The sequence below is a fragment of the Luteolibacter sp. LG18 genome, assembly GCF_036322585.1.
Taxonomy (GTDB): domain Bacteria; phylum Verrucomicrobiota; class Verrucomicrobiia; order Verrucomicrobiales; family Akkermansiaceae; genus Luteolibacter.
The window spans coordinates 1,514,207-1,528,161 of record NZ_AP024600.1 but is presented as its reverse complement, the minus strand read 5'-3'; the positions used below and the strand labels follow the sequence as shown (position 1 = coordinate 1,528,161).

The window sequence follows — 13,955 nt, the reverse complement described above, 5'->3', positions numbered from 1 at the left end:
GAAAAATGGTTGGAGATAATGACCTCCGGATTCTCGCAACAGGCTGAGAATAAAAGTGGAGGCGGAGGCGGGAATCGAACCCACTAATGGTGGTTTTGCAAACCACTGCCTTACCGGTTGGCTACTCCGCCGTTCGCACGGGGGCAACTGCGTAGGGGCTGGGGCGGCGGCTGTCAATCCCTGGATTTTGGAACGCGGATTTTCTTTGGGAGGACATTTGCGTTTCCCGGGCTCCGGGGCGACCGGTTAGGTGGTCCCGGTGGCATCCGGTTGCCGGGCCGGTTCAACCCAAACCCTTACAGCCATGTTGCACTGGAGCCTTGTTTTCCTGGTGGTCGCCCTGATCGCGGGCGTTCTGGGCTTTTCGGGAATCGCGGGAGCATCCGCGCACATCGCGTGGATCCTGTTCGTGATCTTCCTGATCCTTTGGATCGTGTCGTTCGTGATGCGCGGGGCCCGGAAGTTGTGACTCGGGTCCCCTGCCCCATTCCCCGCCCCGGCGTCATTTGTCGCGCGAGCCCTGCCATTCCCAGAGCTCGTTGAGGAGGAGGCGTTCGATCTGTTGCATCGCGCGGGTGAGGGCGCTGGAGCAGTTGGCGGCGGCGACCTTGGGGCGGAGGCGGATGAGTTCGTCGACGAGCTGGCGGTAAAGCGAGGCGCGGCGCTTGAACTCGAAGACGGAGATCATGGCGAGGCACCAGGCGGCGAGGCCGGGGAGGACGGTGGTGAGGAAGGTGAGCCAGATGCCGGCGGGCGAGGTGGCCTTGGCGCCCATGAAGGCACCGGTGACGGCGACGCCGCCGAGCACCATCGAAGTCCAGGCGCTGGCCCAGAAGAGGGTGCCGAAGATCCGCATCTTGGACGCGGCTTTTTCACCCTTCGACTTGAGGTAGCCGATCTGGCCGTCGACGCGCTCGCGGAGGTAGAGGTCGCGGGCGGTTTCCCAATCGCCGCGGTGGCGGATGAGGTGCATGGCGGCGGTGCGGAGCAGGGCTTCCTCGCGGCCGAAAAGCTCGAGGGCGGGCGGGCGCAGCGGGCTGCCGGGCTGGTGGCTGGCGAGGAGCGAGCGGAGGAGTTCCGCGCCGACGCGGTCGCGGATCCAGCGTTCCTTCCAGCGCAGGCGGCCGCCGATCCACGGCAGGATGGCGGCGATGAGGACGAGGAGGAACTTCACCAGCGCGCCGACTTCGGCGGCGATGGCGACCACCACCAGGATGGCCTGGAGCAGGGTGGCGAGGTGGTTGAGCGACATCGAGCCGGCGGCGAACCAGCGCGAGCGCGGGGCCCCGGCGGAGGCGCGTTCGTCAAGCTTCTGGAACAGTTCCCCGACCTCGGTGGCGGCGGGGAGATCGGTGAAGGCGGGGTCGGCCTTGGTGGCGGGCGGGTCGATGTCCCAGCGGGCTTCCAGGGTGTCCGCGGCGATGATGCGGGAGGGAATGCGGCGCTCGCGGGTTTCGAGTACGGTTTCCCCCGTACCTCCGAGACCGCGCGGGGCCTTGCCGTCCCAGAGGAAGAGCAGTCGGTCGGCGATGTCGAGGGTTTCGCGGGCGACGACGTGGTAGGCGGCGGGGGCGTCCTCGCCACCGGGTGAAACCTCGCACCACCAGGCGGCATCCATCAGGCGGCAGGCGCGGGCCCATTCGATCTCGTCCTCAAAGTCCTCGCGGAAGCGCTCGCGCGGGAAGGGCAGCAGCACCACGGTGCGGATGCCGGCCTCGGCGCAGGCCTCGAGGAACAGAAGGTCGGCCCCGGCGGCGGCGCTGGAGAGACCGATGAGTTCGCCCTCGATGGTGCCGCGGATCGTTTCCAGTTCGCGGGCGATCGCGGCCTTGGCGGCGGCGGGATCGGGCACGGCGCGGTGGCCGGCGAAGGCGGTGAACCAGAGGCGGCGGATGACGGTGGGCGGGGTGTCAGACATCGTCGAAATGTGCGAGGCTCACGGTGGCTTCGGCATGGTGCGCGCCGCGTTCGGCGAGGAAGTCCATGAGCTCCAGGTTGTCGAGGGTGAAGCCCTTCTCGGTGTGCTTGGCGGCGAGCCCGAGGTCCTCTTCGTCGAAGGTGCGGTCGTAGCGGGCGTAGAGGAACTTCGCGCCATCGTGGGGGCGGATGAGGTCGCCCAGCTCGCCATCGATGGGCGCGCCGTGGCGGCATTCCCCGGCGATGCGGCAGAGCAGGTCCTGGTATTGCTGGAAGGAGCCGATGAGCGAGGCGGGCAGGTTCTTGGCCTGGGCGAGGACATCGACGAAGAGCTTGTCGCCGCGGCCGGTGCGGACTTTGCCGGTGCCGATGGAGACCACGCTCATGCGGTCGATGCCGGTGGCCCAGCCGAGGCGGTACTCGGGCAGGGTGGCCATCAGGTGCATGAGGTGGGCGGGATTGTTGAAGGGGGTGACACCACCGTCCTCGAAGGCGAAGGTGAGCGGTTCGCCGTGCTCGCCCTTCACCTCCAGCACCTCGGGAGGGAAGAAGGTGGGCGCGGCGGTGCTGGCGCGGACGAGTTGCCAGAGCGGGATCTGGAGGTTGCAGCCGGGCGAGACCGGGTCGTTGTATTTCGCCCGCGGGTTGTTCGAGAGCGGCCAGGCCGAGCCGGTGGAGGCATTGCGCGCGACCAGCAGGAAGAGGGTCTTCAGTTTCCCGGTGCCGAGGGTGGCGGGCGTGCCATCGTCCTCGACGAAGAAGGAGCGGAGGAACTCCGAGAGGCCTTCGGACACGAAGCGGTGGCTGGTGAAACGCTGGGCCCAACCGGCCTTGCGGAACATCGCCACGGCGTTCTCGCGGTAGAGGCCCACGATGTCGTCCACCGGCAGCCCCCAGGCGAGGAAGGCGGCGATGATGGCGCCGGTGCTGGTGCCGCCGATGTAGTGGAAATGATCGGCGAGGACGAGGTCCGGGCGACCGTGTTTTTCGCGCAGCAGGGTCTCGATGCGTTTCGCGATTTGCAACGCGAACAGGCCGCGAATGCCGCCGCCATCGAAGGAGAGCAGGCGCGCGCGCGGCGCGGGTTGGAGCACGCGCGGGTCAGTCATGGCGGAGGGGCTTCGGGAGGAACGCGCCGGTCATCACCTCCACCTAACGCGGCGGGGCCTTGGTGGACAAGGCAAAGGGCGTCCGGTTCGAAACACCGGCGGCGATTCCAACGTCCTGCAAATCGCACGGTCGGGACATCGAGGAACGAATGGCACGGGGTGTGCCGCTGTGCTCTGGAACACGGACGCGTCATGCTGACACTCGTAAAGACCACACTTGGCAATTCCGCGGGGAAGAGTATCCATGGAAGCATGCTCCCGAATGGCATCGCGACCGCGTTGGCGGCCTTGGCAAGCGCCTCGCTGGCGTTGGCCGCGGAGACTCCGGTGGAACCGGGCCCCGGCCTCCAACAAGCGGGCACCGAGGCGCGGCACGAGGCCAAGGTGGCCGCGGCGCGGGCGGGCAACCATTCATTGATTCTGATCGGCGGCGCGGAGATCGCGGCGCTGGAAACCGCGCCTTACCGCGAGGTGTGGGACCGCTTTCTCGATGCCCGCCATCCGCTGGACCTCGGCTACGAGGGCAGCCGGACGGCGAACCTGCTGTGGAATCTCCGGCACGGCGAGCTGGACGGGCAATCGCCCAAGGCGATCGCGCTGTTGACCGGCGGGGACGATACGGCGGAGGCCGGGCGCACGCCGGAGGAGGTGGCCGCGGGCGTTGCCACGATCGTGCAGGTGCTGCGGGAGAAGTGCCCGGAGGCGAAGGTGCTGCTGCTGCGCGCGCTGCCACGCACCGAGGCCGCGGCGGATGAGGCCGCCGGCGCGCGGGCCGCGGTGGACCTGCGGGCCGGTGAGCTGGTGGCGAAGCTGGCCGATGAGGAGAAGGTGTTCTTCCTCGATGTGAACCACGTGTTTTTCAAGCTGGATGGCTCGCTCGATCCGCTGCTGCTGCCCGCGTCCCAGCGGCCGACTCCGGCCGGGGCGATGGAGGTGGCGCGCGAGATGGAGCCGGTGCTGGCCCCGCTGCTCGGCGAGGCTCCGAAGGAGCCGCTGTCCGCGAACACCGCGGTGGTGCCGGTCTCGAAATTGGAGAAGGACGGCTACGATTGGTGGGAACGCCACCGCGCGATCCTGAAGCTGGCGGACGACCTGAAGCCGGAGATCGTGCTGATCGGGGATTCGATCACGCATTTCTGGGATGGCGCGCCGCAGTCCGACCAGATGAAGCCGCGCGGTCCCCTTTCCTTCGAGCAGACGTTTTCCGGAAAGCGGGTGATCAATCTCGGCTACGGCTGGGACCGCACCCAGAACGTGTTGTGGCGGCTGGACCACAGCGAGCTGGACGGCATCCACGCGCAGTGGGTGGTGATCAACATCGGCAGCAACAACTTCGCGGGCACGCCGAACGCGCGGGTGAACTCGCCTGCGGAGATCGCAGATGGCATCCGCGAGATCGTGCTGCGGGTGCGGGCGAAATCGCCGGGCTCGAAGATCGTCATCACCGGCGTGTTCCCGTTTGGCCGCGATCCGGATGCCTCGAAGCGCGAGCCGGTCAACGAGCTGAACAAGCTGCTGGCGGACAGCTACCGGGAGGTGCCGGGCATCCGCTTCATCGATGTGAACTCGGAGCTGCTCCAGCCGGATGGCTCGTTGTCCGCCGAGATCATGCCGGACGGGGTGCATCCGGCGGAGAAGGGCTACAAGATCTGGGGGGACGCGTTGGCGAAGGCGATGCAGTGATTTGCGGCGGAGCCGAGAGTCCAGAATCAAGAACCCAGAATCCAGAAAGAGGAAGATCTGCGACGGTGCGGGTATTTACTTGGATGCCCGGGCTTTCAGCTACACTCCTTCCTTCTTGAAAGGCGGCGTGGGGTGATTTCGTCTTGGAGGCATGTCATTTCGTTCGATTGCCGTCTTGTCGCTCATGCTGTGCGGGGCCGTGGCCCGCGCCCAGGACGCCCCCGGTTCGCCGGTGTTTCCGGTGCCGCAGAGGGGGATGGAGAAACGCCACCAGCAGAAGGTGGAGCAGATCCGGGCGAAGAAGTATGACCTGCTGATGATCGGGGACTCGATCACGCACAATTTCGAGAAGCCGGAGTACAAGGCGGTGTGGGAGCAGTTCTTCGCGCCGCGGAATGCGATCGACCTCGGTTACAGCGGCGGCCGCACCGAGAACACGCTGTGGAACCTCCAGAACGGTGAGCTGGAAGGGCAGTCGCCGAAGGCGGTGACGCTGCTGATCGGCACCAACAACACCGATGACGCGAACTACCCGGTGGTCCACACGCCGGAGCAGGTGGCGCAGGGCGTCTCGGCGATCGTGAAGCTGCTGCGGGAGAAGTGCCCGCAATCGAAGATCCTGCTGCTGCGGATCTTCCCGCGCACCAACGTTTACAAGAAGCCGGACGGCAGCGAGCGCGGCAGCGCGGAGAAGCGGTTCGCGGCGAACTTGCGGGCGGGCGAGCTGGTGGCGAAGCTGGCGGACGGCAAGGACGTGTTCTTCCTCGATGTGAACCACGTGTTCCTGAAGCCGGACGGCACCGTCGATCCGGCGCTGGCGCCCGACCTGTTGCACCCCGGTCCGGCAGGCGCGCTGGCGTGGGCGAAGGCGATGGAGCCGACGCTTTCCGCCCTGATGGGGGACACGCCGAAGGAGCCTACGCCCGCGAACAACGCGGTGGTGCCGGTGTCGAAATTGGAGAGCGATTCCTACGACTGGTTCAAGCGCCACGAGGACATCCTGAAGGCGAAGGAAGGGCTCGACCCGCAGGTGGTGTTGATCGGGGACTCGATCACGCACTTCTGGGGCGGCCAGCCGCAGAGCCCGGGCGCGAAGGCACGTGGGCCGCAGGCATGGGAGCGCGCCTTCGACGGGAAGAAGACGCTGAACCTCGGCTTCGGCTGGGACCGCACCCAGAACGTGCTGTGGCGGCTGGACCACGGCGAGTTCGACGGCCTGCATCCGGAACGCGTGGTGATCAACATCGGCACCAACAATTTCTCCGGCACCAAGAACGCGCGGGCGAATACCCCGGCGGAGGTGGCGGAGGGCATCCGCGAGGTGATCCTGCGGGTGCGGTCGAAATCGCCCTCCTCGAAGATCGTGCTGATGGGCGTGTTCCCGCGGGACAAGGCGGCGGACTCACCGCGGCGGAAGCTCATCGCGGAGCTCAACGCGCTGCTGAAGGCCCAATGGGGCAATGTCCCCGGCGTGACCTTCCTCGATCTCGGCGCGAAGTTCCTGCAACCGGACGGCACGCTGCCGGTGGAGCTGATGTCGGATGGCACCCACCCGACGGAGAAGGGCTACGCCATCTGGGCGGACGGGCTGCTGGAGTTGTGAGGCCAAGGAGCGGCGAAGGCAGGGTCGCCCCGGCGTGTGCAACCCTACCTTCGCGGGCGTGCCCGGAAGGGCTCACTCCATCTTGGTGGTCAGCTCCATGGTCAGGTCGCCATCCATGCTCATCGAGCCGTTCGGAATCTCGCCGCTCATGCCCATGGTGCCGGTGATGGTCACCTTCAGATCCTCGCGGTCTTCGATCGAGCGGAAGACGATGACATTCCCCTTCATCGTGATGTTCTGGCCCTGATTCGTCTTGCCGGTCATTTCCATCGCGCCTTCGAGACGGGCGCACTTCTTGCCTTGGAATTCCTCCACGGCCTTGAAGGTGAGCTTGAGGGTTCCCTGGGTGTCCTTTTCGTCTTCAGAGAATGGCAGGGCCTTGGAGGCATCCACTTCCCAGGAGTCCCCCACCTTGCGCGGGACGGTGCCGTACATGTCGACATCCTCGTCCTTCCTCATCGCCTTCTCCTTCCTGCTCAGCTCCTTTTCCTGCGCCGCGGTGGGCTCCTTGCCGCCGTCGATGGTGGCAGTCCACTCGCCATCGGCCTTGGAGAGGGTCACGGGCACGTTGAGCAGTGGGTTGGGCTCGGCCTCGTGCGGCCGCTCCTGGCCATTCATCGTCATCTTCTCGGATTTCTCCGCCGCGGTGAGGAGGCGCTTGATCTTCTCCGCGGACACGTGTTCGACGTGTTCGGTTTCGGTTTCGATCATTTCACAGGTGCCCTGGAGCGCTTGGTCGCCCACCTTCACCTTCACGGTGCCCTTCTTCATGGCCATCAGGCGGGAGTGGATGAGCTTCGTGCCGGGCTTGGGCATGTCGTCCTTCTTCGCGAGGATGTAAGTCTCATCCGCGGCGGACGAAAGCGAAACGAGGGCGGCGGACGCCGCGAGGGTGAGGATCGGATTGGTGAATCGCATGGCCGCCTAGATATGCCGTGCTCCATTCGTATATCAAGCCCGCGGTGGGCGTGGAGCGGAGGCGGACGTCCATGCGCTTCGCGACGACCGGGTTCCGCGGGAACCGAGGGTGCCGGAGCGATGGACGTCGCTGGAGGCATGGCGGATCGAAATCCGCCACTCCTTGGGTGCCTTACTCCACCTTGGTGGAGAATTCCATGGTCATGTCGCCGTTCATGCTCATCGAGCCATTGGGGATGTCGCCGCTCATTTCCATCTTGCCGTCGAGGCTTACCTTGAGGTCGACCAGATCCTCGATCGAGCGGTAGACGATGACATTGCCCTTCAGCGAGATGCTCTGGCCTTCCGCGGACTTGCCCTTGATTTCCATCGGGCCTTCGAGGTGGGCGCACTTCTTGCCCTGGTAGTCCTCCACGGCCTTGAAGGTGAGCTTGACGCTGCCTTCGGTGTCCTCTTGGTCCTGGGCGAAGGGCATGTCGGCGGCCTTCACCGTCCACGTGTCCCCCACCTTGCGGGGCTCGGTGCCGTACATGGTCACGGACTCGCTTTTGTCCATGTTCTTCTCGTGCTTGGAGAGGGCCGTTTCCTGTTCGTCGGTGGGTTCCTTGCCGTCGTCGAGGGTGGCGGTCCACTCGCCATCGGCCTTGGTGAGAGTCACGGGGACTTTCAGGAGCGGGTTCGGATGCGGTTCGTCCGGGAGCTCCTGGCCGTTCATCGTCATCTTCTGACTCTTCTCGCCGACGGTCATGAGGCGCTTCACCTTGTCCGCGGAGACGTATTCGACGGCTTCGGTCTCGGTTTCGGTGATGGCGCAGGTGCCTTCCATGGCCTGCTCGCCGGCCTTCACCTTGAGGGTGCCGTTCTTCATCGCCATTTTCTTGGACTCGACGTGCTTGCTGCCGGCCTTGGGCGTGTGGTCCTTCTTGGCGAGGACGTAGGTTTCGTCCGCGGCGGAAGCGGTGGCGGCGAGGACGGTACAGGCCGCGAGGGTGAGAAGCTGGTTGGTGATTTTCATAGCCCTCCAGCCTATGGATATTTTCCCGGCCGGATCAAGCGTCCAATGGTGGCGGCGATGGCACCTAACCGACCGAACGTGAATGGGCCACGGGCCCTCACTTCAGCTCGGTGTGCTCGTCGACGGAGACGGAGCCCTCCATCGCCATGCTGCCGCCGGGGATGGTGCCTTTCATTTCCATGCGGCCCTTGAAGGTGGTCTGGAGGTCCACCATTTCGTCGATGGCGCGGAGCACGACGATGTCGCCCTTCATGGTGAGGTCCTGGCCGCCCTTGTCGGCATCGGTCTTGCCGCTGAACTCCATCGGACCTTCGAGGCGGGCGCACTTCCGGCCGCCGTGGTCCTCGATGCCCTTGAAGGTGAGGGTCACGCTGCCTTTGACGTCATTGGTGCCCTCGGCGAATGAAATGCGGGCGGCGTCGACGCTCCAGGTCTCGCCGACCTTGCGTGGGGCGGTGCCGTACATGGCGGCGTTCGCGGCCTGGGTGAACTTGCGCTCGCGTTTGGCGATTTCGGCCTTCTGGACATCGGTGGGGGTACCGGTGTCGAGCGCGCCGGTCCATTTGCCCGCGGCCTTGGTGAAGGTGACGGGGGCCTTGAGGAGCTGCGGCGGGACGGGTTCGTTCGGGAGCTCCTGGCCGTTGAGCTTCATGGCCTGGACCTTCTCCCCGGCGGTGACGGTGACCTTGATCTTGTCCGGAGCGGCGATCTCGACGTCCTCGGTTTCCGAATCGGAGAGGTTCATGGTGCCGTCCATGTTCTGGCCGCCGGCGCTGATCTTCACGCTGCCTTCCTTTACGGCCATGGTGCGGCTGGTGGTGAACTTCGCGCCGGTCTTCGGCAGGCCGTCGGCCGTGGCCAGCACCACGGTGTTGCTGGCGGCGGCACCGGACTTGCCGTCCTTGCAGGACACGAGCGTGGTGGCGAGGGTAATGACGGAAAGACAGGCGAGAATTTTCATGGCATCCGGAGTGAAGCCGAGGCTCCTCCGCTTCTCAAGTCTCCGGTTAGAATCGGCTTGGAAACAGGGTCGCATGTGGGATGGTGGGTTGATTTCAACCCCTTCCAACCATGCTAAAGGAATTCAGAGAGTTCATCCTCAAGGGCAATGCGATCGACCTCGCGGTGGGCGTGCTGATCGGCGCGGCGTTCGGCGATGTGGTGAAGGCCTTCACGACCGGGATCATCAACCCGTTGATCAACGCGGTGGGCGGCAAGCCGGACGTGTCGCTGAAGCTGTGGATCTTCGACCTGGGGGTGGTGATCAATTCGGCGCTCTCGCTGATCATCGTGGGCGCGATCCTGTTTTTCATCTTCATCAAGCCGATGAACAACCTGAAGAAGCGCATGGAGAAGAAGGCGGAGGAGCCGGGCGCGCCGGAGCCGGAACTGCCGGCGGATGTGAAGCTGCTTGCCGAAATCCGGGATCTCCTCAAGAACAAGGCCTGAACCCGGCCACACGACTTGGACACACCCGCACCCTCCCCTACCCCGAATCCGGATCGTTTCATGGCCGTGGAGGATGCCCTCCCGGCGCTGGCGGGGGGAGGTTGGCGGGCCACGGCGCGGGGGCTGCTGGAGTCGGTGCTGGGTATCCGGCGGTCCCGGCAGGCGTTCCTGGATGCCTCGCGGCATGAGGACCCGGCGGAGGACGTGCTGAGGCAGTTCGGGCTGACTCCGGATGCGGCGGGCGTGGTCGAGGCGATCCCGGCCACGGGCGGGGCGATCGTGGTGGCGAACCACCCCTTCGGCGGCGCGGACGCGCTCACGCTCATCGCGCTGTGCCTGCGGGCGCGGCGGGATTTCACGATTCTGGCCAATGAAATGGCGGCGGCGGCCCCGGGCGTGGGCCATTGGTTCCTGCCGCTTTCGATCCTGGGTGACCGGGCGGCGGCGCGGCAGAACGCGCTGACGCTGCGCGCGGCGCTGGAGCACCTGCGCGGCGGCGGGCTGCTGGCGGTCTTTCCGGCGGGCGAGGTTTCCACTTGGCGGCGGCATCTGGGGCAAGTGGCGGACGGGCCATGGTCGCCCCACATCGCGGCGCTGGCGCGGAAGGCCGGGGTGCCGGTGCTGCCGGTGCGTTTCTTCGGGGAGAACCCCCCGTGGTTCCACGTAGCCGGGGCGATCCATCCGCTGGTGCGGACGGCCTTGTTGCCGCGTGTGATCCTGTCCCGGCGTGGCCACCGCGTCGTCTGCCGGGCCGGGGATTTGATCGAAATTGCTGACATTCAAGGGTCGGCGGATGCCACGGAACTGCTCCGACGAAAGATGGAGTCGGTGCCGCTTCCGTGACGAAACCGTTGACGCGGACGGGTGGACTCGCCCTCCCGGTCGACCATCTTTCGCTTGACGGCGGGCCCAAACACGGGCACTGCCCTGCCCGCGAGACGAAACCCGGTACATCACCCGATGAACCCTCAGCCTCAAGATCAGACGTCCTCGTGCGAACGAGGCCCAGACGCTCAGCAAGTGCCCGTCGCCGCTCCCGCCGACCGCGCGTTGGTGCTGGACGAGATCGCGCGTCTCGCCGCCACCGGTCCGTTGGTTTCCCAAGCGCGCTTCGACGTGTATCTGGCGAATGCCGATGCCATCCCGGCGATCCTCCACGAGATCGGCCGCCTCCGTGAAATCGCGTTCCGCGCCGTGGGCGAGGGCAGCGGCAAGGCGCTGGACCTCGACCATTACGACCGCTCCTACCTCCACCTTTTCCTGTGGGACCGCGAGGCGCAGGCCGTGGCCGGTGCCTACCGGCTGGGCCGCACCGACACGCTGCTGGCGGAGTTCGGCGCGGAGGGGCTCTACACCTCCACCCTTTTCAAGCTCGGCCAGCCGTTCCTGGACCACCTCACGCCCGGGCTGGAGCTCGGTCGTTCCTTCGTGGCCACGGAATACCAGCGTTCGATCCACCCGCTGGGCCTGCTGTGGCGCGGCATCGGCCGGTTCGTGGCGCGCTACCCGCGCTACGCCCGCCTGTTCGGGCCGGTGAGCATTTCCAACGATTACTCGCCGATCTCGCAGGAGCTGATCGTGCGCTTCATGCGCGGCAGCCGCCGCGATAGCGGCCTGACCGGCACCGTGGAGCCGTTCCACCCCTATCATTCCATCGACCTGGAATCCGAGGAGATCAGCAGCCGTCTCGGCTCGATCGAGGAAGTCTCCGCCGCGATCGCCCAGGTGGAGCCGGATGGCAAGGGGGTGCCGGTGCTGCTGCGCCAGTATCTCAAGCTGAATGCCACGCTGCTGGAGTTCAACGTCGACCCGGATTTCGCCAATGTGCTCGACGCGCTGGTGCTGGTGGACCTGAGCCAGGCGCCGGACGAGGTGCTGGTGCGCCACATGGGTGCCGAGGGTCTGGTGGCTTTCCGCGCCGCGGCCACGGTTTGAGGTTTCGGCCACGCCGCCCCCGTGCGATGACTGCCGCATGACGGTGGTCAAGGAGTGCACGACGCTGGAGCAGGCGTGGCTGGCGAAGAACCAGCTCGAGAACGAAGGCATCGCCGCGGACATCCTGGACGAGGCGACGGCTTCCACGGCGCCCTATTTGCTGAACTCCTCCGGCATCCGGCTGGCGGTGGCGGATGAGGACGCGGCGGCGGCCCGGCAGGTGCTGGGCGTGCCGCCGGTGGAGGAAACCCGGCGCGAGCGTCGGAACGCGGTGCCCGGTTGGCTGGTGTTCACGATCGTGGCGGCGGCGGTGGGCAGCTTGTTCGTGGCGGGGCTCAACCACCGGAGCAGCGGACCGCGTGGCTCCAAGGTCGACCAGGACCGGCGGCACGACGGCAAGATCGATGAGCGGGTGGAGCTCGATGCGAAGGGCCAGGTGACCGCCCGCTACCTGGACCAGAACTCGGACGGGAAGTGGGACGCGAAGGAAGCCTATGAGAACGGGGTGGTGACGCTCACCGAGCAGGATCTGGATTTCGATGGCAGCTACGACTCGGTGAGCCAGTGGAAGAACGGCCGGGCGGTGAGCACGACCATCAAGCCGGGCGGCAGCGGCTTCCCGCTGTTCCGCTACGATTACGACAGGAACGGGATCCTCGAGACGAAGTGGGAGGACCTGGACCGGAATGGCGCGTGGGACACCTGCATCCGCTACGATGCGATGGGCCGCGAGACGGGCCGGCAGGCGCTGCAGGCGAAGTAGCGCAAGTTTCCAACTTGCGAGTGGGAAGATTCGCGGAGTTCCGTGGAGGTCCAGTCCGCCGGTGAGGGGCTCGACTCCTTCCGACTCCACCACCCGGGGCGTTGCCCCGGGCTGTCACATGACGCCCCGTTGGGGCTTTCTGAATGTCGATTCCCCCTGGCCCCCAGCACCTGATCCCTAGATCCTCATGGGCGGACTGGACGAACGAGGGACTTCGCGAGTCTTCCCACCCACAAGCAGGAATGCTTGTGCTACTTAACAAAACAGGCGGCCCCGTGCACCGGAGCCGCCTGCTTTTAAAAGGAATCGGATCGGAAAGGCTTACTTGGCCTTCACGGTCATCACGCCCTGCATCACGGCGAAGTGGCCGGGGAAGGTGCAGAGGAAGGGATAGGAACCCGCTTCGGTGGGGGCGGTGAAGGTGATGGTGTCCGACTCGCCGCCGCCGATGGTCTTGGTGTGGGCGATGATGAGGGCCTTGGACTCGGCGTCCGCCGGGATGTAGTCGGTGTCCTTGGCGGTCATGGCCTTGGTGGCGAAGGCGGGGATGGCGGTGCCGGCCTTGAGGATGACGACGTTGTGGCCCATCGCGGTCTTCGGCAGCTGGCCGATGTGCTTGAAGGTGAGGCTCACGCTCTGGCCGGCGGTCACTTCGAAGGCCTTCGAGCTGAACTGCATCGCGTCGTTGCCGGTGAGCTCCACCTTGGCGGCGTCTTCCGCCATGGCGATCGGGGCGAGCACGGCGGCAGCGAGGGAAAAGATCAGTTTGTTCATGTTGGAGAGGATGAGGTTAACGGGTGGAACCTGCATGATCTTTCGGCCGCGCGCAACCCACATGAGCGGCCGCGGGCGAATCCGCGCGGAGGATCGGAAAATCCGCCGCATCCCTTGTGGCGGGCGGGATTTCCTCTCGTCAAAGGGCTCCCGGATCGTTAAAAGAAAAACGGTGTTGTTGGATTTTCCAACCTCAACTTGGCACGCCCGTTGCTATAGCCCCGTTACCAATCCGCCGGAACCATGAAAAAAATCGAAGCGATCATCAAACCATTCAAACTGGAAGAAGTGAAGGAGGCGCTCGCCGAAGTGGGTGTCCAGGGCATGACGGTGACTGAAGTGAAAGGTTTCGGCCGTCAGAAGGGCCATACCGAGATCTACCGTGGTTCCGAGTACACCGTTGATTTCCTTCCCAAGGTGAAGATCGAGATCGTCGTGGACGATGCGCAGGCCGGCGGTGTCGCCGAAGCCATCGTGAAGAGCGCCAACACCGGCAAGATCGGTGACGGCAAGGTCTTCATCTCGACCATCGAGGAAGCCATCCGCATCCGCACCGGTGAGACCGGTTCCTCCGCGGTGGCCGTGAACTGATTTTCCGTTCGTTTGCTGGAAACTCTACCGGCGTCATCCTTCGGGATGCCGCCGGTTTGCTTTTGGGGGAGGTAGGGTCACGCCGAGATGACCGGGGGGAGTCAGGTGAGCGGGACGGCTAGGCCGAGAACCCAGAGTCCAGAATCCAGAACCCAGAGAAGAGGAAGAGCTGGATGTGGCACGATTCCTCCGAAAGCC

The 13,955-nt window shown here is 65.6% G+C and carries 14 protein-coding genes and 1 tRNA gene; 8 read left to right on the top strand and 7 right to left on the bottom strand.

Annotated features, from left to right (window positions below; all coding sequences use genetic code 11):
- Positions 1 to 56 precede the first annotated feature (56 nt).
- Positions 57 to 131 (bottom strand) — tRNA-Cys (locus llg_RS06455).
- A 173-nt stretch (positions 132 to 304) separates the two neighbouring features.
- On the opposite strand from llg_RS06455, the gene llg_RS06450 reads away from it, so the two are divergent.
- Positions 305 to 469, top strand: coding sequence for a DUF1328 domain-containing protein (locus llg_RS06450; RefSeq protein WP_338288886.1), 165 nt, complete (start codon positions 305 to 307; stop codon positions 467 to 469).
- Positions 470 to 502: 33 nt separating this feature from the next.
- Here llg_RS06450 and llg_RS06445 read toward each other — a convergent pair whose 3' ends face one another.
- Entirely contained in the window at positions 503 to 1,918 is a 1,416-nt protein-coding gene (locus tag llg_RS06445) for a hypothetical protein (RefSeq protein WP_338288885.1), read from the bottom strand.
- Positions 1,911 to 3,026: a patatin-like phospholipase family protein gene (locus tag llg_RS06440; protein ID WP_338288884.1), complete on the bottom strand. Its 1,116-nt coding sequence runs from the start codon at positions 3,024 to 3,026 to the stop codon at positions 1,911 to 1,913. The genes llg_RS06445 and llg_RS06440 overlap by 8 nt, the downstream gene beginning before the upstream one ends.
- Positions 3,027 to 3,278: 252 nt before the next feature.
- On the opposite strand from llg_RS06440, the gene llg_RS06435 reads away from it, so the two are divergent.
- Positions 3,279 to 4,709, top strand: coding sequence for a GDSL-type esterase/lipase family protein (locus llg_RS06435; RefSeq protein ID WP_338288883.1), 1,431 nt, complete (start codon positions 3,279 to 3,281; stop codon positions 4,707 to 4,709).
- Positions 4,710 to 4,860: 151 nt separating this feature from the next.
- A complete protein-coding gene (locus tag llg_RS06430) occupies positions 4,861 to 6,312 on the top strand; it encodes a GDSL-type esterase/lipase family protein (RefSeq protein ID WP_338288882.1) in 1,452 nt (483 codons plus the stop codon).
- 72 nt (positions 6,313 to 6,384) lie between these two features.
- Here llg_RS06430 and llg_RS06425 read toward each other — a convergent pair whose 3' ends face one another.
- The 3 genes from llg_RS06425 to llg_RS06415 all read right to left on the bottom strand — a co-directional run bounded on the left by llg_RS06425 (position 6,385) and on the right by llg_RS06415 (position 9,206).
- A complete protein-coding gene (locus llg_RS06425; RefSeq protein WP_338288881.1) occupies positions 6,385 to 7,230 on the bottom strand; it encodes a hypothetical protein in 846 nt (281 codons plus the stop codon).
- Positions 7,231 to 7,402: 172 nt separating this feature from the next.
- Positions 7,403 to 8,245 (bottom strand): hypothetical protein, encoded by an 843-nt coding sequence (locus tag llg_RS06420; RefSeq protein ID WP_338288880.1) that lies wholly within the window; start codon positions 8,243 to 8,245, stop codon positions 7,403 to 7,405.
- A 97-nt stretch (positions 8,246 to 8,342) separates the two neighbouring features.
- Complete coding sequence (locus tag llg_RS06415) at positions 8,343 to 9,206, bottom strand: hypothetical protein (RefSeq protein WP_338288879.1); 864 nt, start codon at positions 9,204 to 9,206, stop codon at positions 8,343 to 8,345.
- Positions 9,207 to 9,316: 110 nt separating this feature from the next.
- On the opposite strand from llg_RS06415, the gene mscL reads away from it, so the two are divergent.
- From mscL to llg_RS06395, 4 genes are all read left to right on the top strand, one after another.
- Positions 9,317 to 9,694 (top strand): large conductance mechanosensitive channel protein MscL, encoded by a 378-nt coding sequence (gene mscL, locus llg_RS06410; protein WP_338288878.1) that lies wholly within the window; start codon positions 9,317 to 9,319, stop codon positions 9,692 to 9,694.
- A 66-nt stretch (positions 9,695 to 9,760) separates the two neighbouring features.
- Positions 9,761 to 10,537, top strand: coding sequence for a 1-acyl-sn-glycerol-3-phosphate acyltransferase (locus tag llg_RS06405; RefSeq protein ID WP_338288877.1), 777 nt, complete (start codon positions 9,761 to 9,763; stop codon positions 10,535 to 10,537).
- 177 nt (positions 10,538 to 10,714) lie between these two features.
- Complete coding sequence (locus llg_RS06400; RefSeq protein WP_338288876.1) at positions 10,715 to 11,629, top strand: GNAT family N-acetyltransferase; 915 nt, start codon at positions 10,715 to 10,717, stop codon at positions 11,627 to 11,629.
- A 37-nt stretch (positions 11,630 to 11,666) separates the two neighbouring features.
- A complete protein-coding gene (locus tag llg_RS06395) occupies positions 11,667 to 12,392 on the top strand; it encodes a hypothetical protein (protein ID WP_338288875.1) in 726 nt (241 codons plus the stop codon).
- Between the two features lie 321 nt (positions 12,393 to 12,713).
- On the opposite strand, the gene azu is transcribed toward llg_RS06395, so the two are convergent.
- Complete coding sequence (azu, locus tag llg_RS06390) at positions 12,714 to 13,166, bottom strand: azurin (RefSeq protein WP_338288874.1); 453 nt, start codon at positions 13,164 to 13,166, stop codon at positions 12,714 to 12,716.
- 243 nt (positions 13,167 to 13,409) lie between these two features.
- Here azu and llg_RS06385 point away from each other — a divergent pair, with 243 nt between their 5' ends.
- Positions 13,410 to 13,757, top strand: a complete 348-nt coding sequence (locus llg_RS06385) for a P-II family nitrogen regulator (protein ID WP_211630810.1) — start codon at positions 13,410 to 13,412, stop codon at positions 13,755 to 13,757.
- The last annotated feature ends 198 nt before the right edge of the window (positions 13,758 to 13,955 follow it).